Genomic DNA, 20,868 nt, shown 5'->3' with positions numbered 1-20,868 from the left:
CGTTTCGCTTTGATTCTCGTGCTCATGGTCTTGCAAGACTTTCCCCTGTCGATGGTCTCCCGTGAAAGAAAGATTATGTCGACCAGTACGTTCGCCCTTGCCGCGTCCCTCAAAAAACTTTCAGGACAAAGCCGGAGAGTTGCGTTTTGCTCGGGGCGCTCGAGCAAATTGCGGCCTAAAGCGGACTGCCTGCGCGACCGAAAAACGCTCCGCGAGTTTCAAGGCAAGCGGCCATCGCCGCCGATCTGCTACGTCCTGAATCGGTTCCGGAAAAATCGCAGCATTGGCACCCCAATGATCGCGATGTACCAACCGTACAAAAAGCTGCCGAGAGCGCCTGCCAGAAAGCCCGAGATGGTCAGCCATTCGAACCCGGGAAGCAGCGGCGCCCACGCTTCGTGCATGTGCGCCTGTTCGGGCGCGAGCAGGCCGAAACCGATGCAGATCAGGTAGCTGAAAAGCAGGAAGAGGCTGAGTGTCCAGCCCCATATCAGTATTGAGGTTTTGACCGAATAGTCTGACATGATGGTCCTCCGTTAGAGTTGGCGCTGAGATGGCTTGTCCATGGTCACGGGTAGGATGCGAAAACGCGCTGCCCGCCTGAGCCGAAGGCGATGACATCATACGGCTGCACCCGGTCCCCGGCTTCCATTCCGGGCGAGCCAAGCGGCATTCCGGGCACAGCCAGGCCTGCCACGCCTTCGGGGCTTTCGCGTAATAGTTTCGCGATGGCATCGGCGGGCACGTGGCCTTCGATGATATAGCCATCGACTTCCATCGTGTGGCACGACCACAGATCCTGCGACACACCCCTGGCTGTCTTGAGCGCAGCCATGTCGTCGGTGTCGACCGAGGCGACCTCTGCTTCGAGTCCGTGTTCTACGTGACCGGCCCAATTGAGACAGCAGCCGCACCCTGCGTCGCGGAACATGGTGTAGGTCGCGGCCTGGGCCGCATTCGAGCAGGCTGCAATGGCGAGGAGGAGCGAGGCCGCCAGCGAACGGCGTAGCGGTCTCGAATCTTTCATGAGGTTCATTGAGCATTGCCTTTCTTGATGCCGCGCCAGAGAGAAATGGTTCCGGTCGCGGTATGGATACGATCGAGCAATTCGGCGTCCGCGAAAATCTCGGCGAGCAATTTCTCGACGGCTCCGTCGGCGCTCGGCTGGGTGTCCTTGACGCCGTCGAGAAGCTGAACGCTCGAACGGAACAGCGCGCGCATGAGTGGAGCATCCTGCCGCATATAGTCGGCAATCAGCGCCATGCCCCCGGGGGCGAGCAGGTTCTCGATCTGGTCGAGGATCGCGCGCTTTTGCGATACGGGGACCTGGTGAAGGACGAGGCTGCTGACGATCTTGTTTGGCCGCCAGCCGTCGGAAAGCTCGAGACTATCGAGAAAGCCGTTGTGCCACCGGACCATATCGGCTCCGGCACCGAACTTGCGCTGCGCGATAGCCAGCGCTGCGGGGTCGGGCTCAACGCCGATGAAGCCGGCTTCGGGGCAGTTGGCCATCAGCGCCCTGAGCAAGGTCCCGGTGCCGCACCCGACATCGATGACCTTGTCGCCGGGCAGCAATGCGGCCTTTTCGACGATTGCGCGGCGCCACCGTCTCTCGCGCGTAAAGACTGCGATCGCGCGATCATAGAACGGCGTGAGCCAGCTTTTGCCCAGCGGCGGAGTGAACGCGCGCTCTTTTGGCGGAACTGCCGCGCTTTTCATGCCATGGCTCCTATTCGACGCTGGTACTTGCCGCTGTTGCTTGACTTACTCCTCTTACGCGTCGCCGACCCGCACCCCTCAAAAAAGAAACTTGAGGGTTTGCGCGAAGCATCGCGTATAGGAACCGTGCAACCGACAGGAGCAAGGGATGCGTGACAATCAGACACTCGATGCGATGCTCGGCACCATGGCCTCGCAGAAGGCTGGCGACGTGCCGCCCGACTTCATGAACGGCGTCTGGCAGCGCGCAGGGCAGCTGGCGGAAATTGCCGATCAGCGGCGCAGAATGGCCTTGTTCGCCGGTCTGTTTGTCGTCGGCCTAACGGCAGGCGCAGGGACCAGCGGATGGCCGTCCGAAAACGGCGCTCCTACAGAAATTGTTGGCGAGAGCCTCGTTGGCGGAGAATCCCTGTCACCCGCTGCATTGCTTCATGTGGGGTCATAGACGTTGAAGAAGTTTCACCTTGTCCTTGCGGTCCTGCTGGCGGCGCTCGCCGGATGCCTAGGAGCGCTTGCCGCCGATCGCTGGGCCAACAACGATGCCGAGGGCGGCCTGCACCAGTTCGTGCACGATGAGCTGTCGCTCACGGCTGACCAGGAGCAGCGGCTCGATGCGCTCGAAGCGCGTTTCGCGGTAGAACAGGCAAGGCTCGAAGCCTCTGCGCGCGCAGCCAACGCCCAGCTCGCCCAGGCAATGGAAACCGAGCACGAATACGGGCCCGAAGTCAGTGCCGCGATCGACGAGGTGCATGCGCGCATGGGCGATTTGCAAAAAGCGACCGTGCGCCACGTCTTCGACATGCGGGAAATTCTCGATTCCGATCAGCAGCTCCAGTTCGACCGGAAAGTGTCCGCGGCCCTCACGCGCGATCCGCGTGACTGACCAGCCTTGGCAGCGGTGGATGACACTTCGGATGAAGCTCTGATCGGGCGGGCGATAGCCGGTGACAAGCGGGCGTTCACAGCTCTCGTCGAGAGCGAGATCGCCCGGTTGATTGCGCTTGCCACGCGCATGCTGGGTTCACCATCGCGGGCCGAAGATGTCGTTCAGGACGGTCTCGCGTCGGTCTGGCTGACACGTCATCGCCTCGATCCGAGCAAGCCCATCGGTCCCTATTTGACGACAATCGTTCTCAACCGGTGCCGCGACAAGCTCCGCCGCAGGAAAGTTATTGGCTTCCTTGGTTTGCCGGATGGGCGGGAAGCCGACGCCGTTGCCGACGATGCCCCTAATCCCGAAAATGTTGCCGGAGCCCGCGAACAGCTGCGGCTGGTCCAGGCCGAAATCGGGCGCTTGCCGGTGCGCCTACAAGAGGCGCTCGTGCTGGTCACTGTCGAGGGGTACAGCCAGGCCGAGGCTGCCGAGCTGCTCGGCACCACCGAGAAAGCCGTCGAGACGCGCATCTATCGTGCGCGCAACCGGCTGAAGGAGCGGTTCGAAAAGTTTGAGGGGTAGGGCAGCTGACCGCGTATGTGACGGTATACGCATTTTCAGGAGCCCCCTATGCCTGCCCTCAATCGCCGAAGATTCCTTGGAACAAGTGCTAGCGGGCTGGGCCTGCTTGGTCTCTCCGGTGCCATGCCGGCCTGGGCGCGCGGCGCGGACATCCTTGCAGGAAACGCCCGCAAAGGGCTGGATGAAGTATCCGGGCCGAATATCGACCTCACTGTCGCGCGGTCTGCCTTTGCAACCGGCAACAGACGCGGCGGCGCCATCGCCGTCAACGGCACGATCCCCGGCCCGTTGTTGCGTTTGAAGGAAGGCACGACCGTCCGATTGAACGTCCATAACCAGCTCGAGGAAGACACCTCGATCCACTGGCACGGGCTGCTCGTGCCATTCGAACTCGACGGGGTGCCAGGTGTAAGCTTCCCCGGCGTCAAGCCCGGAGAGACCTTCACCGCTGAATTCCCGGTGCGCCAGTCGGGCACCTACTGGTGGCACTCGCATAGCGGCCTGCAGGAACAGGCCGGGCATTACGGCGCCATTGTGGTGGATCCGGCTGGACCCGATCCGGTCCAGGCGGACCGCGAATATATCGTGGTGCTCAGCGAATTCAGCGAAATGTCGCCCCACACGATTTTCGACAAGCTCAAGAAGGGCGAAGGCTACTTCAACTACAACATGAATACCTGGACCGACGACTATCCGCTTTCGGGCGAGGATCGCCGGATGTGGGCGAGAATGCGTATGATGCCGACCGACCTTAGCGATGTGTCGGCCCCAGCCTACACTTACCTGCTGAACGGTCATGGCCCGCTCGACAATCTGGAATATCTCTTCCGTCCGGGCGAGCGCGTGCGGCTGCGCTTCATCAATGCCGGGGCCATGACCTTCTTCAATATCCGCATTCCAGGCCTGCCGATGACCGTCGTTCAAGCCGACGGGCAGAACGTCGAGCCGGTCGAAGTGGACGAGTTCCAGATCGGCGTCGCGGAGACCTACGACGTCGTCGTGACGCCGGGTGAGCAGCAGGCGTACACATTGGTGGCCGAGTCGGTGGATAGGTCCGGAATGGGGATCGCAACGCTTGCGAGCGCGTCTGGCGCGCGCGCGGCCATTCCGCCGCTGCGCGATCCCCCGCTTCTGACCATGGCTGATATGGGCATGAGCGGTATGGACCACGGGGCTGGCAGCAACGATGCCGGTATGACCGGCATGGATCATGGCGCCGGCGGTATGGCCGGAATGGACCACGGATCGAGCGGAGCGGCTGGCGCGGATGGGATGTCCGGTATGGATGGCGGTTCGGCGGAGATGGCTGGCATGGCGGGAGGTATGCAGATGCGCGATACATCGCTCCTGCCTCCCGACGTGAAGGTCGGGCCCGGTCTCGACATGGTCTCGATGAACCCGGTCGACCGTATGGGCGACCCCGGCATCGGCCTTGCCGATGTCCCCCACCGCACCCTCGACTATCGCAAGCTCCGCTCGCTGACACCTCATCAGGAGGGGCGGACTCCCTCGCGGCGGATGGAAATCCATCTCACCGGGAACATGGAACGCTATATGTGGTCGTTCGACGGCAAGAAGTTCTCCGCCGTCTCCGACGAGCCGATCCGCTTTGCCTATAACGAACGCGTGCGTGTCAAATTGATAAACAACACGATGATGGCGCACCCGATCCACTTGCATGGGCACTTCTTCGAACTGGTTAACGGCGCACCTGCCGATCGTCAGCCGCTCAAGCACACGGTTAACGTGCAGCCGGGCGGCAGCGCGCAGTTCGACCTGACGGCGGACGAGCCGGGCGACTGGGCCTTCCACTGCCACCTTCTCTACCACATGCATGCCGGGATGTTTCAGATCGTCACTGTCGCCAATCCCGATGGGAGCGAAGCATGAAGATTCGTATTACCAGCCTGCTCGCATCGATCGCAGTCGGCTCAGTTCTCGCCTCCCCCGCTGCGGCGCAGCATGCCGGTCATTCGCCCGCGGAGCCGCAGCAGAGCGCCGAGGCGCAGGCTGACGCCAAGACAAAGTGCGAAGAAGAAGCCCAGCGCCATCGCGCGATGGGGCACCCGGTAGCCGAAGGAGCTTGCGAACCAGTGGCCCAGCCTGAAGTTGCCATGGATCATTCGACGATGGACCATTCGACTATGTCTCATGGTTCGACGACCGCTCAGGATGGTCATTCGGGCATGGCAATGCCGATGGACGCTGCCCGTCCGGAGACTACACCCGGGAGTCATGAAGGAATGGATCATGGCTCGATGCCGCATGGCACGCCTGCCGAAGGCGCGATGGATCATTCGCAGATGAACCAAGGCGACATGGGTCAGGCGGAAGCCAGCAACTCGTCGATGGACCATGGGCAGATGGATCACAGCCAGATGAACCATGGGCAGACGGGATCGCAGGATATGCAGGGCATGGACCATTCGGCGATGCAGATGGGCTCGAACGACGATATCCCGCTGCTGCCGCCTCCTCCCGAAGCCGGGAGCGGTCCCGCGCGCGCGGCGGTCGCGATCTGGGGCGAGGAAGCCATGAACGAAGCGCGGCGCGAACTTGTCCGCGAGACCGACGGCGGGATGCGCTTCTGGTTTCAGGGCGACCGGCTCGAATACCGCGCCCGCGAGGGAGTGGATGGATATCTTTGGGACATCCAGGGCTATTATGGTGGTGATATCGACAAGTTCTGGTTCAAATCCGAGGGCGAAGGCAGCTTCGGTGAGCCTGTCGAGGGAGCCGAAGTCCAGGCACTCTGGAGCCGGGCGATCGCTCCCTTTTTCGACCTACAGACAGGTGTGCGCCAGGATTTAACAGGACCCGAGCGCACCCATGCTGCCATTGGCATACAGGGCATTGCTCCCTACCAGTTCGAGGTCGACGTTGCAGCGTTCGTATCGAACAAGGGTGATGTAACCGCGCGCTTCGAGGGCGAGCTTGATCAGCGCATCACGCAGCGGCTGATCCTCCAGCCGCGAGCCGAAATCGCTCTTTCGGCTCAGGATATTCCCGAACTCGGCATTGGCGCTGGCCTCGACCGGATCGAGGCAGGTCTGCGTCTTCGCTACGAGTTCGCACGCGAATTCGCGCCCTATGTCGGCGTCTCCCAGGAGTGGCGGATCGGTCAGAGTGCCGATTTTGCACGCGCCGCAGGGGAAGACCCTAGCGTGACGAATTACGTCGTGGGCATGCGATTCTGGTTTTAAGAGAAGGAAATATACAATGAGGATAAGACTATCTCTAAGCGCGGTCGCCCTGGCCTTGGCTGCAGGCGGCACTCCCGCCCTGGCACAATCCATGGATCATTCCGCGCACTCGGACCCTACGGCTTCGACGCAGATGGACCATACGGAGCAGGGCATGAACCACGCCGAGCATATGGATGCGATGAATGATGACGTTGCGGAAGCCGAGGCGGTTCTGACATCATATCGGGATGCCCTGACGTCGCGCGATGCAGAGGCCATGGCCGCGCTGTTTGCCGAGGAATCCTTCGTTTACGAAAACGGCAAGGCGGAAGGCAGCTTCACGTATTACATGGAGCATCACCTGGGACCGGAACTCGATGCAATAACCAGCTTCACCTTCGGCGAACCGACGCTCGCAGTCACCCGGATGGGACATATGGCGTATGGCCGCGAATCGTACACCTATCGGATCGAACTGGCCGACGGCCGCGTGATCGACCGCGAAGGCGTTGCGACCTCGGTGCTTGCCCATGATGCGGATGGCTGGAAGATCGTTCAGTACCATTCGTCGTCACGAGCGCCGCGTAACAACTGATTTGATTGGGGGAACACCGATTGGCGACACGCTCTTTCAAGCTGCGTCTGCATGTGCTGGGCAGCAAGCTTCACAAATGGCTGGCAGTCTTTGTCGGCGTCCAGGTGCTTCTATGGATGGCCACCGGGGCGCTGATGTCGTTCCTCGACATCGAAGAGGTCCGGTCCGAACATGTCGTTTCGCGCGCACCGGAGGTTCTGCCCGCTAATGCTGCCATGCCCGAGTGGCTCGATAGCAGGGAGGGGGTGGTTTCCCTTGCGACGCGCGCGGTCGGCGGCAGGACAGTAACCGAGATCCGTCGGGACGATGGAAGCGTCACGCTCCGCGACCCGAACAGCGGCGCTCTCCTTTCGCCTCTTTCGAGCGCGAGCGCACAGGCCATCGCTCGCCATGCTTGGACGGGGCCACCAACCACCATAGCGACCACGCGCCTCATCGAAGGTGCTGTCGGGACCGAATTCCGGGGTCCGTTCCCCGCGTGGCAGATTACCTATGGCGATGAGGACAATACCCGCGTCTACATCGATGCATCGAGCGGCTCGGTGCTCGCTGCCCGCAGCGACACCTGGCGTCTGTTCGATTTTATCTGGGGGCTGCATATCATGGACTGGACGCAGCGCGACCGCATCAACAGCTGGTGGCTGCTACTGTTCGGGATCGGCGGGACAATCATCGCGGTTTCGGGCTTTGTCCTGCTTGCCAACCGGTTTCCCAGGATCAGGCGGCGGGCGAAACATGTGCCGAATGCCCCCTGAAGCCGCTCCCAGTTTAATCAGGTTCGGCTCGGGCAAAGCGGACCAGAAGGATCGTTAGCGCGGGCACGATCGTCCACATCGCGATCGGGATCAGCGCCAGTCCCGTCACTGGCTCTTGCGGCATCAACTCGCTGTAGCGCCAGCTCAGGAAACTGTTTGCCGGAAGCGATGTGGCGATCATTTCGACGGCGATCGCGACGACAAGCCCGAAGCCGAAATAGATCGCATAGGGCATTTTGGCGGCTTGCCAGAGCCACGCGTGCCCGCCACGTAATCCTGCAAGGCTATAAGCTGTCAGCAGGATCACGCCATCGCCCAGGCTTGCAATGCCGCAGCGAATGGTCCGCTCGAAGGGTTCGAGATCACCCGGTTCGAAGAATGGCATCTGGAAAATCTCCCAGACGAACGCGATCAGGCTCCCGCAAATAAGGATCAGCCAATGGGTTCTGGTCATGTTGCAGGTACGCCCGAAAAATCTGCGCCAGCAAATAGCAAGCGGCCGGATTTCCACTTCCTGCATAGCGCCTTCGCTGCCCCAAAGCCCGGATCAGTCATGATTTTCGCGGCCCTCCGACTCGGCCATGCGAGCAGCGCGTTTGAGAAATTTCCGCATGTCACCTGCTGCCAGTTCGGTAAGCGGGTGCCGGCTCGCATCGGGGCGCGGTTCGATCATGTCCGCACGTTTCCTAATCTGTTCGATCTGTTCATCGCTCGCCCCGGACAAAAGGCCAAGAACTATGTTCTCGAGAGTAATGAGGCGAATGCGCATTTGCACCAGATCGGCATGATCGGGCTCCGGGATATCCCAGCTGCCGTTCTCATTGACCGTGCTCACGACTGCTTCTCCGACGGCTCTGCTGGCACCATGATACTCCCCATTCGTCGTTATCGGCTTCTCTCAAAAAGGTGGCCGAAAAACAGCACCGCTGCAACCGGCCGTGCTTCGGCCCACCAGCCCCACCGCTGCTGCGGATTGTTTAAGGGGAAGAGATGGCGGCTGCGTAAAGAGGATGACTGCACACAGCATCCACCGCAAGACCGACGAAAGGAAATCGACCATGAAACTGACAGTTCTAGCTTTCGCGCTCGCCACCGGCCTGGCAACCACCCCGGCAATGGCCCGGCAACAGCATGACCACGGGGATCAAGCGGCGGCGCAGCAGCAGTCACACGCTGGCCATATGATGCAGGATTCGGCGGCCATGACGGCCCACCGCGAGAAGATGGCTGAAATGCGCGCGCTGATGCAGCAGGCCCACGCGGCGAGCGATCCTGCCGAACGCCAAAGGCTTATGGCCGAACATCGTGCAAAAATGCAGGAACACATGGCGGGCATGATGCAGGGGGACAACGCCGATATGATGGCGGCCTGTCACCAGCACATGATGATGATGCATGACATGATGGAGCAGATGGCGGCTCACGAGAACATGGCGCAAGACGATTAGGAGGCGGTGGCCGGGCTCTCGCTTTGTGCCTGAGCCTGGCCACACTCTTACCAGGGCGCGGTGCAAGGCAGGAGGTCCGACCATCTCGTGAGTAAAATTTGAACCCTCACGCGTCGACGATCGCCGCGCTCTATCACCGCAAGAGATGAAGGTTCGCAGAGCATTACAGACACAATAGGTTGCACGACCATCGCCAAGACCGGAGCCCGTAGAGAATGAAACGAATACAATTCATGGCTATTGTGGCCGCCAGTCTGCTCTGGATAAGTCCGGCCCAGGCCCATGGCGACGAGGAACATGGCGAAGCGGCCAGTGCTGTCGTCTCCGATGCGGCGTCAAAAGATATCCAGGCTGCGCAGGGGCACGGCGACACGGCTGCTGATCATGACGGGGCGAAGGGACAAGATGCAGACGAAGGCGACAAGGGCGTGGTCGGTGTGCTCAAGTCGCTGCATCCCGCCACCGTACACTTTCCGATCGCCTTGTTCTTTATGGCCGCTCTCACCGAGCTATTCGTCATCGCACGGAAGGGCACAGGCCTAGAGTCGGCAGTGCGCGTACTTGTTTATGGCGGTGCCGCCGGGGCGGTCGTGGCGGCCATATTCGGTTGGATCCATACCGGTCTCTGGTTCGGCGGAGATACTGCGATGCAGGTTCATCGCTGGAACGGAATGCTGATCGCGGTTCTCGGTCTGGCGATGGCCTATCTGGCGAGCCGTGCTTCCGCGAGCCGGACCGCGTTTCGCGCCGCAATCTTTGCCATGGCCGCTCTAGTGCTGGTGCAGGGATTTCTGGGCGGCGAGCTTGCGCACGGTGCCAATCATCTTGGTATCTCCTGGCTTTGAAGGATAGAATGATGCGCAGATCAAATCGGAACGCGTTTGTTGCCCCCCTTGCTGCGGCGGCATTGGGGCTAGGGCTCGCTGCCTGTGATCAGACGCAGGACACTTCATCAGAAGCTGAAGCCTTGCCACTGTATACGGCCCCGCCGACCGAGAGCACAGGTGCTGGCGAAGGCGAAAGAGACAACGCTGCCTTTCCCGCTGGAGAGGCCAACACGAACCGGTCGGGTGAAGCTGCGACTGCCGGTAGGCAACCAGACCGACCGGCGAGCACTCCGGTAGTAGCGTCGTCCCCTGCGGCCACTCCCCCGCCGGTGAATGCCCAGCCTAGCAACACACCCGATCCTCATGCGGGCCACTATATGCCATCCATGCCCGACCATGACATGCCCTCGATGTCCGATCAGGCGCATGGATCGTGACCTGGCGTTTCGCCTTCTGATCGGCCCAAAAACGGCCGACGCTCGTTTTACCAGTCACTACGAATAACAAGTCGTCGTTTGCCAAAGGCGCTTTATCTCATCTGTCCGATTTTGGGGGTATTGATGGGGGTATTTGCAAGACGACTCAAAAAGTTTATTAGGTAAATCAGCACGTTATATGCTCTCTATATTTCCCTCCTCCGCTACCAGGAAATAGCGTCCGCATGGGTTCGCTTGCGTCCGTATGCGTACGGATTTTCGATCCAAATCACTGATTAAATTGACAGAAGAGCTACCACGCCGGTCCGCTTGGAGCCGTAAGCGTCCGTATGTGTTCGCTTGAAGCCGGGGCCGTTGTGGGGGTATTTGAGGCCCGATTGAAGTCGGGTGATACCCCCAGCCGCGAACTCGGGGCGAACATCGGATTTTCGCGCGAGCGCAACGGCTTGTGGGGGACCTTCTCTTACGAGATCCTTCGCAACGGTCCCAAATTCACGGCTACGTTCGAGTCCCTGCGTGGGATCCGAACACAAGCAAGTCTGCGGGGGCAGAGAATGGCATCTGCTTCTCGTACGAATGACCGCTTCGCGCCCCATTTCGGCCGTTCTAATCCTTCCCTTTAACGCCCGAAACCGGACGTCCGTTGGGCCCTCACGCTATGGCACGGCGCCCCAGGCTCCCGATGATCTGACACTCGCCGATCTTGTCCGCCTGGCAGGACCGTAACATCTGTCCCAGCTCGTCACGTAGCGCGGAGAGATCGGCGATCTTGCGCTCGACCTCGGCCAGTTGTTGCTGGACCAGCAGGTCGACATCCAGGCACGGCTTTTCGTCGTGATCGGACAGGGCGAGCAGTTCGCGAACCTGTGCCATGCTGAACCCGAGTTCGCGCGCCCGGCGCACGAAGGTGAGTGTCGCCAAATGGTCGGTGGAGTAGTCGCGATAGTTGCTGTCCGTCCGGTCGGCCGCTGGCAGGATGCCTTCGCGCTCGTAGTAGCGGATCGTCTCCGCCTTTGTGCCGGTGGCTTTCGCCAGTTCTCCGATACGCATCGCTTGACCTTGTAGTTGCTACAAGGTGCATATGTTCTTGCGACTCGAACGTTGCAAGGAGAGTGGCATGGCGAAGTCCTGCTGCCAGACACCGGAGCCTGACACCGCCGCGCACAACGATCCGCGCTGGCGCCGCGTCCTGTGGATCGCACTCATCGCTAATGCAGTCATGTTCGTGGTGGAGATGATGGCTGGTGTAGCTGCTGATTCCCGTTCGCTCCAGGCCGATGCGCTTGATTTCTTCGGGGATGCCGCGAACTACGCGATCAGTCTTGGCGTTGCAGGTCTGGCACTCTCATGGCGCGCCAAGGCCGCTCTAGTGAAGGCCGCGACCATGCTCGCTTTCGGCGTGTGGGTAATCGGCTACGCGATCTACGGCCTTGTCGCTGGTTCGAACCCGGAGCCCCAGACAATGGGAGTGATCGGCACGCTGGCTTTGGCAACGAACGTGATCGTCGCGCTCATGCTCTTCCGGTTCCGCGAAGGCGATTCGAACATGCGATCGGTATGGATCTGCTCTCGCAACGACGCGATCGGAAACGTTGCGGTTCTTGGCGCCGCCCTCGGCGTGTTTGGAACGGGCGACGCGTGGCCCGACCTGCTCGTCGCCTCGATCATGGCCGGACTAGCCCTGTGGGGAAGTGCGGAGGTGTTCGGCCAGGCACGCCGGGAGCTGTCCCATGGATAGCAATACCATTCCCAGCAGGGATGCATTTCTCGCAGAAGAATACCGACGCGCAGCAGAGGCTTCGGACGAGCAGAATTTCGAGGAAGCCTGGCACCATCTCGAACGGGCCCACGTAGTTGCTCAGGACGGCTTGGGACCGCACTGCGTCTCGCATTGGCGTATGCTGGAGCTTGCGTGGCGAACGCGTAATTGGCGCGAAGTTCACGGTCAGATATTCCGACTTTCCCTTGCCCCCATCGGCAACATCACTGGGAGACTTCCAATAGGAAACAGTGGTCGTTCGAATGTGAGCGCATTCGCTCGGATGGAAATAGAGCCGGAGATCAGTCGTGTGCTTGGTCAATCACCAGCTCAAGATGTTCGTGGCCCGAAGTAGATCGATGGTTTTGTTATGAAATCACATCCCGTCTCGCGAGATATTTCTTTCGCAGCCAAGCCGCCAATGCTACCGGACACGCTATGACTCGGCTCTTCGCCCGCTCCCTCTTGCTTCAGCTGATCACGCTGTGCACTGCATTCGGTGTCCTGTGGGCTCCGGTGGCGGAAGCGGCCGAATGCGCGGGAGAGCCTCCGCTAGCATCTCAGCTCGAGCAACACGACGAGCCCGGCGATGATGACCGTGGGCCGGAGAAGCACGGAGCCTGTGCGCATGGCCATTGCCATCATGCTTCGCAGGCCATCGGACGGTCCTCTGACGCCTTTTCTCTGGGATCGATCATGAGTGCCCTGCGCGCTGGCGACGAGCCCTCTTTTGCGTCCAATCTGACCGAACTGGCAACGCCCCCTCCTCGCGCCTGACGTTCGCCGCGCGTCGGACATGTTTTCCGACGCCGAACTGAACGTCAGCAGAGGAATACCCATCCATGTTCGCCATATCGTGGCGAGCAGCCCCCGTCTGGGGGCTGATACTCGCCCTGTCCACGGGACCTGCCAATGCGCAGGACCCGCGCGTCGTCACGCTCGACGACGCCCTTGAACTCAGCGGGGTCGCCGATGAGGCCGATACCGCCATCACCAACCCCCGCCTCGTCGGGCCCCGCGCTGAAACAGACGCGGCGGTCGCGCTTGTCGATCAGGCTCGTCTGAGCCCCAACCCCGAAATCTCGTTCGACGTCGAGAACGTCGCCGGCAGCGGCGCATTCTCAGGTCTCCAGTCTACCGAATATACGCTTTCCGTCGGTCAGCGTCTCGAACTCGGCGGCAAGCGAGCAACGCGGATCGGTGCGGCCGAAGCCCAGGCCGACCTGGCATCTCTCCGGGCCGACCTTACCACGGTCGAACTGGGACAGCTGGTGCGCGAGCGATATCTCGCAGCTGTTGCAGCAGCAGCGCGGGTCGAACTTGCTGAAGATGTCGTGGCGCGTAACGAAGAACTGGCTCGCATTGCTGGTGTCCTTGTAGAGGTCGGCCGCGAGCCGCCTCTGCGCGCATTGAGGGCGGATGCGGCCCTTGCCGAAGCGCGGGCGAGCCTGGTTGAGGCAGAGGCGGAGAGTCTGTCGGCTCGAAGAGCGCTCGCGGCTCTATGGGCCGGCGGTGAAGCGCCGCTCGTTCCGGCGGAATTTCCGGATATCCTTCCGCCCGCTTCGCTTATGTCCGAGCCGCAGGAAAGCCTCACCTACAGGGTCGCGCGAGCCGAGAGCACTGCTGCTGCGGCGGAGATCGAGCGACAGCGGAGCCTGCGGATTCCCGATCCGACGGTCTCCGCGGGCGTGCGGCGCTTCGGAGAAAGCGGCGACAACGCGTTTCTCGTCGGCTTTTCGATCCCGCTTCCTTTCCGGGACCGGAACCAGGGCAACATCGCTGCTGCCGAGGCTCGGTTGCGGGCAGCGAACGCCCGCGAAGCGGTAGCTCTCGCGGATTACGAGCAGGCGGTCGCCACGGCCCGGGCAAGGTATCTTGGTGCCGAAGCGCGCGTCGAAACCCTGTCGCAGACATCGCTCCCGCAGGCGGAGGAGGCGCTGCGCCTCGTTCGCATCGGATATAGCAACGGACGGTTTCCCCTGATCGAAGTTCTCGCCGCCGCAGAGGCACGCGACACGATCCGCGAGGCGCTCATAGCCGCTCGCGAACAGAGGGGCCTGGCCGCAGCCGAACTGATCGGGCTGGCCGCACAGTGAAGGATACATCAATGACACCCAGAAAGCTGGCTATCCTTGTCGGTATCGTGATCGCGGTCGCCGCCCTGGTGCTGATCTTTTGGCCGGGTGCCGAGACCGACGACCTCGCGCACGGGGACGAGCACGGCCATGAAGAAGGCGAGGCGCCCGAGGGGGCGATTGCGCTGAGCGACGAGCAAATCCGCGAAGCCGGGATAGAACTTGCGACGGTGCGTCCCGGGGCTGCGGTTGAACTCGTCTTCCCGGCGACAGTGGCGGCGAGCCCCACTTCCACCGCCCGCATCGACGCCCGCGCTTCGGGTGTCGTTCGGTCAGTGGCCAAGACGCTGGGTGACTATGTGGCGCGCGGCGAGACCGTTGCCCGCATTGAGAGCGCGGATGCCGCCGCGCTCGCCTCGCAACTCAGCGCGGCACGGGCCCGGGTGACCGAGCTGTCCTCCGCCTACGAACGCGAACGACGTCTGTTCGAGGAGAATGTCACGGCCCGCCAGGATCTGGAAGCCGCGCAGGCCAATCTCAGCGTGGCACGTTCGGAACTTCAGCGGGCGCAGGCTGCGGTAGTGGCTGCTGGCGTCAGCGGCGACGGGCGTTCGCTGGCGGTCACCTCTCCCTTGGCCGGCAGGATCACCGCGGCACCGATTGTGCTCGGGGCCTTCGTCGATGCCGGCGAGGAACTCTACCGCGTGGTCGATCCCAATGGCCTCCAGATCGAGGTGGCTCTGCCTTCAGCCGAAGCCTCTCGTATCCAACCTGGTGACGAGGCCGTGCTGGTGGTCGGCGACGGTCGGGAAATCGGCGCCCGGGTTCGTTCGGTGACGCCTTCGCTCGACCCGGAGAGCCGCAGTGCGACTGCGGTCCTGTCGTTATCACGCGGCGTTCCGGGGCTTCAGCCGGGTGCCTTCCTTCAGGCACGGATCAGGCCTTCGGGCGAAATCGACCGCGACCGCATCGCGGTGCCGGAAGACGCTATCCAGGTGGTGGAAGGACGCGACGTGGTCTTCGTCCGGACGAAGACCGGCTTCCAGGCTCGCGAGGTCGAAGTCGGAACCCGATCCGCTGGTCGAGTGACGGTCCTTTCCGGTCTTCAGGAGGGATGGCGAATCGCTGTCGCCAACGCCTTCCTGCTCAAGGCCGAACTCGGGAAGGAGGGCGCGACCCATGGTCACTGAGACCCAGACCGAGCCCGCGGTTGGCACCAATGCCGATACGGGCAGCCATCGCCACGGTTTGATCGGGACGATCCTCGATATTGCCGTGCGGTTCCGCTGGGCGGTCATCGTCCTCACCGTTTTCGCAGCGATCTACGGCGCCATGAACCTTTTGCGCCTTCCGATCGATGCGGTGCCGGACATCACCAACACGCAGGTGCAGATCAACACGAGCGCATCTGCGCTCTCTCCCTCGCAGGTTGAGACGCAGGTAACCTTCCCCATCGAGACCGGGCTTGCCGGGATCAAGGGGCTGGAGATGACCCGCTCGATCTCGCGCAACGGCTTCAGCCAGGTCACCGCGATCTTCGAAGAAGGCACCGACATCTACTTCGCACGGCAACAAGTGAACGAACGGCTAGCCCCGATCGGTGCGTCGCTGCCGGAGGGAGCGGAGCCCACCATGGGACCGATCTCGACCGGCCTGGGCGAAGTGCTCATGTATACGATCGAATACGAGTATCCGGGAGGTCGCGATGCGCCCAAGGGTGGTCGAACAGGCTGGCAGTCGGACGGGAGCTTCATCACCGAACGCGGTGATCGCCTCGACACCGAGGTCGCCAAGGCAGCCTATCTTCGCACGGTGCAGGACTGGGTCGTGGCTCCGCTCATGCGCTCCATTGACGGCGTTGCCGGGGTGGATTCGATCGGCGGCTATGAGAAGCAGTTCCTCGTCCAGCCCGATCCTGCCCGTCTTACGGGCTATGGCCTATCGTTCGACTCCCTGATCGAGGCGTTGGAAGCGGCAAACCTCGCCGAAGGCGCCAACTTTGTCGATCGTGCCGGAGAGGCTCTGCTCGTCCGCGTCGATGCGCGGCTTGGGGGCACTCAGGACATCGAACAGGCAGTGGTCGCGACCCGCGAGGGCGTTCCGATCCGGATCGGGGATGTAGCCTCGGTTCGCATCGGCGGCGACCTCAGAACCGGGGCCGCCTCGCTCAATGGCGAGGAGGCTGTCGTGGGCACAGTCCTCATGCGCAGCGGCGAGAACAGCCGCACCGTGGCTGCCGCCTCAGCCGAGCGGCTGGAAGAAGTCCGCGCCTCGCTCCCTGCCGGAGTGGTCGCCGAAATCGTCTACAACCGCTCGTCGCTCGTCGATGCGACCATCGCGACAGTGGAGAAGAACCTTGTCGAGGGCGCGCTTCTGGTGATCGCAGTCCTGTTCCTGATGCTCGGCAATATCCGGGCAGCGATCATCGCCGCGCTGGTCATTCCGATATCCATGCTGATGGCCGCCGTGGGAATGAACAGGCTTGGAGTCTCCGGCAACCTGATGAGCCTCGGGGCACTGGACTTCGGGCTTATCGTCGATGGCGCCGTTATCATCGTCGAGAACAGCGTCGCGCGGCTCGCCGCCAGGCAGCACCGTGAAGGTAGATTGCTCAGCCTCGACGAACGGCTGACGGAGACACGGCTGGCTGCACAGGAGATGATCAAGCCGACCGTCTACGGTCAGGCGATCATCCTCTTGGTCTATGCGCCACTTCTCACCTTCACGGGGGTCGAGGGCAAGACGTTCTCGCCAATGGCCATCACGGTCATGCTGGCACTCGCCTCCGCCTTCGTGCTGTCCCTGACCTTCGTGCCGGCGATGATCGCGGTGCTCCTCAATCGCAAGCTGACCGAGAAGGAGGTCAAGCCTGTTCGGATGGCGAAGGAACGCTATGGCCCGGCAGTGCGCCGCGCCATCGCACGTCCCTGGCCGGTGATCGGTGCGGGCGCCGGACTCTTCGCCGTAGCGGCTTTCGTGTTCACCCTTCTCGGCAGTGAGTTCACACCGCAGCTGGATGAGCGCGACATCGCGGTTCAGTCGCTGCGGATACCGTCGACTTCGCTCGAGCGCTCGCTCGCCATGCAGAGACAGGTGGAGGACAGGCTCGAGACCTTCCCGCAGGTGGAGCTGGTCTTCTCGCGCACCGGCACGGCCGAGGTCGCGAGTGATCCGATGCCGCCGAACGCGTCCGACGCCTACGTGATCTTGAAGCCGCGCGAAGAATGGCCCGATCCCGACCTGTCGAAGGATGAACTCGTCGCGCAGATGGAGGAGTCGCTCAGCGGTCTGGTGGGCAACCTCTACGAGTTCAGCCAACCCATCGAACTGCGCTTCAACGAGCTGATCGCGGGTGTTCGCGGCGACGTGGCGGTCAAGCTCTACGGAGACGACCTGACCGCGCTGACCCGGTCAGCCGGAGAAGTGGCCGAGGTGCTGCGCGGCGTCGAGGGTGCTGCAGACGTCAAGGTCCAGCAGGTCACTGGCTTTCCTACGCTGGACATCGCCTTCGATCGTTTGACGATCGCCCGATACGGTCTGACCGTGGAGGAGGTCGCGCAATCCGTTGCCATCGCGCTGGGTGGTCGGCCAGCGGGGCTGGTATTCGAGGGTGACCGCCGGTTCGATGTCGTCGTGCGGCTCGAGGATGCGACCCGGGACGATTTCGATCAGCTCGGAGCTCTTCCCATAGTCCTCGAAAGCGGGGTCACGGTTCCGCTTCGCACACTGGCGGATTTCCAGGTGGTCGATGGTCTCGCGGAGGTTCGCCGGGAGCAGGGTCGCCGACTAGTGATCGTGTCGGCGAACGTGCGCGAGCGCGATCTCGGCTCGTTCGTCGAGGAGGCTCGCGCAGGCGTCTCCGAGAACGTCGGATTGCCGGCCGCCTCCTTCATCGAATGGGGCGGACAATACCAGAACCTCCAGGCCGCGCAGGCAAGGCTCGCCCTCGTCGTTCCGGTCTGCTTCGCGCTGGTGCTGCTGCTCCTGTTCATGGCGCTCGGCGGATGGGTGCCAGCGCTGGCGGTGTTCAGCGCGATCCCGATGGCGCTGGCAGGCGGGGTCTTCGCGCTTGCCCTACGGGGGATGCCGTTCTCGGTGTCGGCCGCAGTGGGGTTCATCGCCCTATCGGGGGTCGCGGTATTGAATGGCCTCGTGATGATGACCGCGATACGCCAGCGCCTCGACAAGGGAATGCCTCTCGATGAGGCGATCTCCGATGGCGCACTGGCGAGGCTGCGACCGGTGCTGATGACAGCCTTGGTGGCCTCGCTCGGCTTCGTGCCGATGGCCCTTGCGACCGGCACGGGCGCGGAAGTCCAGCGTCCGCTCGCCACTGTCGTGATCGGCGGATTGATTACCGCGACCGCGCTCACGCTCTTCGTCCTGCCCGCGATCGCGCGGCTCGTGCTCAATCGATCGGACGATGAGCGTAGCTGGCGCGAGAAGTGGTGGGATCGCCTGCGTCGAAACGTGACCAGCGACGAGCAGCGCGAACTGACGGACATCGCATGATGGTCCGGGAAAGGAGAATACGATGTTGAAGATAGACGAAGAGAACGGACTGCTGCGGATACGCGCGAGTGGCCAACTCGAAAGCTCGGACTACGATGACTTCGTGCCTCGGTTCGAACAGCTTGTCGGGCGAAAGCCCGGCAAGCTGCCGATTGTAATCGAACTCGCGTCCGATTTTGCAGGCTGGGATCTGCCCGGACTATGGCGCGATCTCAAGTTCGACGCGCGTCATCAGGACAGCTTCGGCAGGATCGCCATCGTCGGCGATGCGAAATGGGAAGAGTGGGGCACCAGACTCTCCGATCCGCTCTTCCGCGCCGAAATGAAATTCTTTGAATCCTCCCAGCATCAGGTTGCCGAGAGCTGGGTCCGCTCCGGGGAGGACACGGCATGAGTGGTGACCATGATATCGATCTCGGTTCGGCCGGGAAGCGCCGGACGCTGTGGGTCGTGCTCTGGCTGAACGTTGCGATCGCAATCGGGTTTTTCGTCGTCGGCTACTTCGCGGACTCGAACGCGCTCTTGGCGAACGGGCTCGACAACTCGTCCGACGCGATAGTCTATGCGCTCAGCCTGCTCGCGCTGGCCCGCTCGCGCATCTGGCAGCGTGGTGCGGCGCGGTTCTCCGGGGTCATGCTCTTGGTGTTCGCGGCAGGTGTCATTGCCGATGCCGTGCGTCGGTTCGTGGAAGGCTCGGAGCCAGGTGGATTTATGATGCTCGCGATGGCGGCAGTCGCAGCCGTGGTGAACCTTATCTGCCTGCGGATGCTCCAGCGGACGGAGGACAAGGACGTCAGCATGCGCGCAGCGACGACCTTCAGCTTCAATGATTTCATCGCCAATGGCGGGATCATCATCGCGGGGATCGTCGTGATGCTCACCGGCGCTAATTGGCCCGACCTGGTGGTAGGCGTCGCTGTGGCTTGCATTGCCCTTTATGGCGGCATCCAGATCCTGCGCGATGCCCACATGGACATCCATGACGAGGAAGGGAGCGAGCATCGGAAGGGGGATCATTTCCGAACATGAGCAATCAACACACACATGGTGGGCATGGCGGCCACAGTCACGGCGAGGAGAATCTGAGCGATCGCCAGCTGATCTTCGCGGTCGTGATCAACGTCCTGCTCACGCTCGCTCAGATCGTTGGCGGGATAGTCTCGGGTTCGCTGGCTCTCATTGCCGACGCCCTTCACAACTTCAGTGACGCCGCCTCGCTCGGCCTCGCGTGGTTCGCCCGTAGGATCGGCAGGCGTCCCGCCGACAGACGGATGACGTTCGGCTATGCGCAGGGCGAGGTCGTCGCTGCGCTCATCAATCTGACGACGCTGCTTATCATCGGCTTCTATCTGCTCGTGGAAGCCATCAACCGCTTCGCCGATCCGCAACCGATCGAAGGATGGACGGTGATCGGCGTTGCGGGCGTGGCATTGGTGATCGATCTGGTGACCGCTTTCATCACCCACCGCGGCGCCAAGGACAGCATCAACATGAAGGCGGCGTTCCTGCACAATGTGTCCGATGCCATGGCCTCTGTCGGGGTGATCGTCGCCGGGGTCCTGATCCTGCTATACGATCTCTACGTGGCCGATCTGGTCATCACCGTCATCATCGCCGCCTATGTGATCTGGCAGGGGATTTCGTTGATGCCGCGCACCGTCCGCCTGCTTATGGGTGCAGTGCCCGATGACGTCGAACTACAAGAAATCATGGACGAACTCGAGGCGATCGATGGCGTTGCAAGCATCCACCATCTGCACGTCTGGAACCTGGGGGAGCACCGCCGCGCCCTCGAGGTCCACATCGTGCCATCCCGCCCGTCACTCAAGAGGTTCGAAGAGCTGAAGCGAACCGTGCGGCAGCGCGTCTCCTCCCGGTTCGATATCGAACACACGACGCTGGAAGCTTGCCTCGCGATAGACTGCGATGAGGGACTGATAGCCCAAGCCGGGCATTCTGGGAGGTTCTGAGGACGGCGACGGGGAGCTCGAGTCTTTTGGGGCGGGACGTTCCGCGTAAAAACGAAAAGCTGCCGGCGAGAGCTAGAGACCAGGCGTTTGGCATCGCGCAATGCTAGGCATTCCGTGTCAGCAATCTGCA

24 protein-coding genes are annotated in these 20,868 nt (G+C 62.1%); 18 read left to right on the top strand and 6 right to left on the bottom strand.

What is annotated here, in order from left to right:
• Window positions 1-248 precede the first annotated feature (248 nt).
• From CVE41_RS01815 to CVE41_RS01805, 3 genes are read right to left on the bottom strand one after another with little or no spacing between them, the layout of a single operon-like run.
• Window positions 249-524: a hypothetical protein gene (locus CVE41_RS01815; protein WP_007163855.1), complete on the bottom strand. Its 276-nt coding sequence runs from the start codon at window positions 522-524 to the stop codon at window positions 249-251.
• Window positions 525-568: 44 nt separating this feature from the next.
• Complete coding sequence (locus CVE41_RS01810; protein ID WP_007163856.1) at window positions 569-1,036, bottom strand: DUF411 domain-containing protein; 468 nt, start codon at window positions 1,034-1,036, stop codon at window positions 569-571.
• Complete coding sequence (locus CVE41_RS01805) at window positions 1,033-1,719, bottom strand: class I SAM-dependent methyltransferase (protein WP_100259129.1); 687 nt, start codon at window positions 1,717-1,719, stop codon at window positions 1,033-1,035. Before CVE41_RS01805 ends, CVE41_RS01810 begins: the two co-directional genes overlap by 4 nt.
• A 148-nt stretch (window positions 1,720-1,867) precedes the next feature.
• On the opposite strand from CVE41_RS01805, the gene CVE41_RS01800 reads away from it, so the two are divergent.
• Genes CVE41_RS01800 through CVE41_RS01770 form a run of 7 tightly spaced genes read left to right on the top strand, consistent with a single transcriptional unit; the run spans window position 1,868 to window position 7,710 of the window.
• Window positions 1,868-2,164 carry a hypothetical protein gene (locus CVE41_RS01800; RefSeq protein WP_100259128.1) on the top strand — a complete coding sequence of 99 codons (297 nt, stop codon included), beginning with the start codon at window positions 1,868-1,870 and terminating at the stop codon, window positions 2,162-2,164.
• 3 nt (window positions 2,165-2,167) lie between these two features.
• On the top strand, window positions 2,168-2,602 hold the full coding sequence (locus CVE41_RS01795; RefSeq protein ID WP_086438292.1) for a periplasmic heavy metal sensor: 435 nt from the start codon (window positions 2,168-2,170) through the stop codon (window positions 2,600-2,602).
• 15 nt (window positions 2,603-2,617) lie between these two features.
• Window positions 2,618-3,175, top strand: coding sequence for an RNA polymerase sigma factor (locus tag CVE41_RS01790; RefSeq protein ID WP_371876727.1), 558 nt, complete (start codon window positions 2,618-2,620; stop codon window positions 3,173-3,175).
• Between the two features lie 48 nt (window positions 3,176-3,223).
• On the top strand, window positions 3,224-5,065 hold the full coding sequence (locus CVE41_RS01785) for a copper resistance system multicopper oxidase (protein ID WP_100259127.1): 1,842 nt from the start codon (window positions 3,224-3,226) through the stop codon (window positions 5,063-5,065).
• A complete protein-coding gene (locus CVE41_RS01780) occupies window positions 5,062-6,378 on the top strand; it encodes a copper resistance protein B (RefSeq protein WP_100259126.1) in 1,317 nt (438 codons plus the stop codon). Before CVE41_RS01785 ends, CVE41_RS01780 begins: the two co-directional genes overlap by 4 nt.
• A gap of 16 nt (window positions 6,379-6,394) precedes the next feature.
• Window positions 6,395-6,955 (top strand): YybH family protein, encoded by a 561-nt coding sequence (locus tag CVE41_RS01775; protein ID WP_232725747.1) that lies wholly within the window; start codon window positions 6,395-6,397, stop codon window positions 6,953-6,955.
• Window positions 6,956-6,975: 20 nt separating this feature from the next.
• Complete coding sequence (locus CVE41_RS01770; RefSeq protein WP_205763508.1) at window positions 6,976-7,710, top strand: PepSY domain-containing protein; 735 nt, start codon at window positions 6,976-6,978, stop codon at window positions 7,708-7,710.
• 13 nt (window positions 7,711-7,723) lie between these two features.
• On the opposite strand, the gene CVE41_RS01765 is transcribed toward CVE41_RS01770, so the two are convergent.
• Both CVE41_RS01765 and CVE41_RS01760 read right to left on the bottom strand, forming a co-directional pair.
• The gene (locus CVE41_RS01765) at window positions 7,724-8,164 is read right to left on the bottom strand and encodes a hypothetical protein (RefSeq protein ID WP_100261321.1); all 441 of its coding nucleotides are present in this window, start codon (window positions 8,162-8,164) and stop codon (window positions 7,724-7,726) included.
• 93 nt (window positions 8,165-8,257) lie between these two features.
• Window positions 8,258-8,545, bottom strand: coding sequence for a hypothetical protein (locus CVE41_RS01760; RefSeq protein WP_007163866.1), 288 nt, complete (start codon window positions 8,543-8,545; stop codon window positions 8,258-8,260).
• Window positions 8,546-8,768: 223 nt separating this feature from the next.
• On the opposite strand from CVE41_RS01760, the gene CVE41_RS01755 reads away from it, so the two are divergent.
• Together CVE41_RS01755 and CVE41_RS01750 are read left to right on the top strand one after the other, a co-directional pair.
• On the top strand, window positions 8,769-9,158 hold the full coding sequence (locus CVE41_RS01755; protein ID WP_232725746.1) for a hypothetical protein: 390 nt from the start codon (window positions 8,769-8,771) through the stop codon (window positions 9,156-9,158).
• A 233-nt stretch (window positions 9,159-9,391) separates the two neighbouring features.
• Window positions 9,392-10,003, top strand: coding sequence for a DUF2231 domain-containing protein (locus CVE41_RS01750; protein ID WP_007163868.1), 612 nt, complete (start codon window positions 9,392-9,394; stop codon window positions 10,001-10,003).
• A 1,070-nt stretch (window positions 10,004-11,073) separates the two neighbouring features.
• Here CVE41_RS01750 and CVE41_RS01745 read toward each other — a convergent pair.
• Window positions 11,074-11,472: a MerR family transcriptional regulator gene (locus CVE41_RS01745; protein WP_100259125.1), complete on the bottom strand. Its 399-nt coding sequence runs from the start codon at window positions 11,470-11,472 to the stop codon at window positions 11,074-11,076.
• A gap of 67 nt (window positions 11,473-11,539) precedes the next feature.
• Between CVE41_RS01745 and CVE41_RS01740 the strand changes: the two genes are divergently transcribed.
• The 9 genes from CVE41_RS01740 (at window position 11,540) to CVE41_RS01700 (ending at window position 20,738) form a co-directional block, all read left to right on the top strand.
• Window positions 11,540-12,160 (top strand): cation transporter, encoded by a 621-nt coding sequence (locus CVE41_RS01740; protein ID WP_100259124.1) that lies wholly within the window; start codon window positions 11,540-11,542, stop codon window positions 12,158-12,160.
• Window positions 12,153-12,536 carry a DUF3703 domain-containing protein gene (locus CVE41_RS01735; protein ID WP_100259123.1) on the top strand — a complete coding sequence of 128 codons (384 nt, stop codon included), beginning with the start codon at window positions 12,153-12,155 and terminating at the stop codon, window positions 12,534-12,536. The genes CVE41_RS01740 and CVE41_RS01735 overlap by 8 nt, the downstream gene beginning before the upstream one ends.
• Window positions 12,537-12,619: 83 nt before the next feature.
• Window positions 12,620-12,958: a hypothetical protein gene (locus CVE41_RS14520; RefSeq protein WP_157799355.1), complete on the top strand. Its 339-nt coding sequence runs from the start codon at window positions 12,620-12,622 to the stop codon at window positions 12,956-12,958.
• Between the two features lie 65 nt (window positions 12,959-13,023).
• Entirely contained in the window at window positions 13,024-14,277 is a 1,254-nt protein-coding gene (locus tag CVE41_RS01725) for a TolC family protein (protein WP_100259121.1), read from the top strand.
• 11 nt (window positions 14,278-14,288) lie between these two features.
• Window positions 14,289-15,446, top strand: coding sequence for an efflux RND transporter periplasmic adaptor subunit (locus CVE41_RS01720; RefSeq protein WP_100259120.1), 1,158 nt, complete (start codon window positions 14,289-14,291; stop codon window positions 15,444-15,446).
• A gap of 58 nt (window positions 15,447-15,504) precedes the next feature.
• On the top strand, window positions 15,505-18,768 hold the full coding sequence (locus CVE41_RS01715) for an efflux RND transporter permease subunit (RefSeq protein WP_157799529.1): 3,264 nt from the start codon (window positions 15,505-15,507) through the stop codon (window positions 18,766-18,768).
• Between the two features lie 22 nt (window positions 18,769-18,790).
• On the top strand, window positions 18,791-19,162 hold the full coding sequence (locus CVE41_RS01710; protein WP_232725745.1) for a SpoIIAA family protein: 372 nt from the start codon (window positions 18,791-18,793) through the stop codon (window positions 19,160-19,162).
• Window positions 19,159-19,797 (top strand): cation diffusion facilitator family transporter, encoded by a 639-nt coding sequence (locus tag CVE41_RS01705; RefSeq protein ID WP_100259118.1) that lies wholly within the window; start codon window positions 19,159-19,161, stop codon window positions 19,795-19,797. Before CVE41_RS01710 ends, CVE41_RS01705 begins: the two co-directional genes overlap by 4 nt.
• Complete coding sequence (locus CVE41_RS01700; RefSeq protein WP_100259117.1) at window positions 19,794-20,738, top strand: cation diffusion facilitator family transporter; 945 nt, start codon at window positions 19,794-19,796, stop codon at window positions 20,736-20,738. The genes CVE41_RS01705 and CVE41_RS01700 overlap by 4 nt, the downstream gene beginning before the upstream one ends.
• The last annotated feature ends 130 nt before the right edge of the window (window positions 20,739-20,868 follow it).

The sequence above is a fragment of the Qipengyuania seohaensis genome (assembly GCF_002795865.1).
In the GTDB taxonomy this organism is placed as follows: domain Bacteria; phylum Pseudomonadota; class Alphaproteobacteria; order Sphingomonadales; family Sphingomonadaceae; genus Qipengyuania; species Qipengyuania seohaensis.
The sequence above is the reverse complement of the archived record's forward strand: the minus strand, read 5'-3'. Positions and strand labels throughout refer to the sequence as shown.

What these genes read in the sequence shown, in the direction of transcription:
- CVE41_RS01815 (WP_007163855.1), bottom strand. Translation starts at nt 524, where the DNA reads ATGTCAGACTATTCGGTCAAAACCTCAATACTGATATGGGGCTGGACA.
- CVE41_RS01810 (WP_007163856.1), bottom strand. Translation starts at nt 1,036, where the DNA reads ATGAACCTCATGAAAGATTCGAGACCGCTACGCCGTTCGCTGGCGGCC.
- CVE41_RS01805 (WP_100259129.1), bottom strand. Translation starts at nt 1,719, where the DNA reads ATGAAAAGCGCGGCAGTTCCGCCAAAAGAGCGCGCGTTCACTCCGCCG.
- CVE41_RS01800 (WP_100259128.1), top strand. Translation starts at nt 1,868, where the DNA reads ATGCGTGACAATCAGACACTCGATGCGATGCTCGGCACCATGGCCTCG.
- CVE41_RS01785 (WP_100259127.1), top strand. Translation starts at nt 3,224, where the DNA reads ATGCCTGCCCTCAATCGCCGAAGATTCCTTGGAACAAGTGCTAGCGGG.
- CVE41_RS01780 (WP_100259126.1), top strand. Translation starts at nt 5,062, where the DNA reads ATGAAGATTCGTATTACCAGCCTGCTCGCATCGATCGCAGTCGGCTCA.
- CVE41_RS01775 (WP_232725747.1), top strand. Translation starts at nt 6,395, where the DNA reads ATGAGGATAAGACTATCTCTAAGCGCGGTCGCCCTGGCCTTGGCTGCA.
- CVE41_RS01765 (WP_100261321.1), bottom strand. Translation starts at nt 8,164, where the DNA reads ATGACCAGAACCCATTGGCTGATCCTTATTTGCGGGAGCCTGATCGCG.
- CVE41_RS01755 (WP_232725746.1), top strand. Translation starts at nt 8,769, where the DNA reads ATGAAACTGACAGTTCTAGCTTTCGCGCTCGCCACCGGCCTGGCAACC.
- CVE41_RS01750 (WP_007163868.1), top strand. Translation starts at nt 9,392, where the DNA reads ATGGCTATTGTGGCCGCCAGTCTGCTCTGGATAAGTCCGGCCCAGGCC.
- CVE41_RS01745 (WP_100259125.1), bottom strand. Translation starts at nt 11,472, where the DNA reads ATGCGTATCGGAGAACTGGCGAAAGCCACCGGCACAAAGGCGGAGACG.
- CVE41_RS01740 (WP_100259124.1), top strand. Translation starts at nt 11,540, where the DNA reads ATGGCGAAGTCCTGCTGCCAGACACCGGAGCCTGACACCGCCGCGCAC.
- CVE41_RS01735 (WP_100259123.1), top strand. Translation starts at nt 12,153, where the DNA reads ATGGATAGCAATACCATTCCCAGCAGGGATGCATTTCTCGCAGAAGAA.
- CVE41_RS14520 (WP_157799355.1), top strand. Translation starts at nt 12,620, where the DNA reads ATGACTCGGCTCTTCGCCCGCTCCCTCTTGCTTCAGCTGATCACGCTG.
- CVE41_RS01725 (WP_100259121.1), top strand. Translation starts at nt 13,024, where the DNA reads ATGTTCGCCATATCGTGGCGAGCAGCCCCCGTCTGGGGGCTGATACTC.
- CVE41_RS01720 (WP_100259120.1), top strand. Translation starts at nt 14,289, where the DNA reads ATGACACCCAGAAAGCTGGCTATCCTTGTCGGTATCGTGATCGCGGTC.
- CVE41_RS01710 (WP_232725745.1), top strand. Translation starts at nt 18,791, where the DNA reads ATGTTGAAGATAGACGAAGAGAACGGACTGCTGCGGATACGCGCGAGT.
- CVE41_RS01705 (WP_100259118.1), top strand. Translation starts at nt 19,159, where the DNA reads ATGAGTGGTGACCATGATATCGATCTCGGTTCGGCCGGGAAGCGCCGG.
- CVE41_RS01700 (WP_100259117.1), top strand. Translation starts at nt 19,794, where the DNA reads ATGAGCAATCAACACACACATGGTGGGCATGGCGGCCACAGTCACGGC.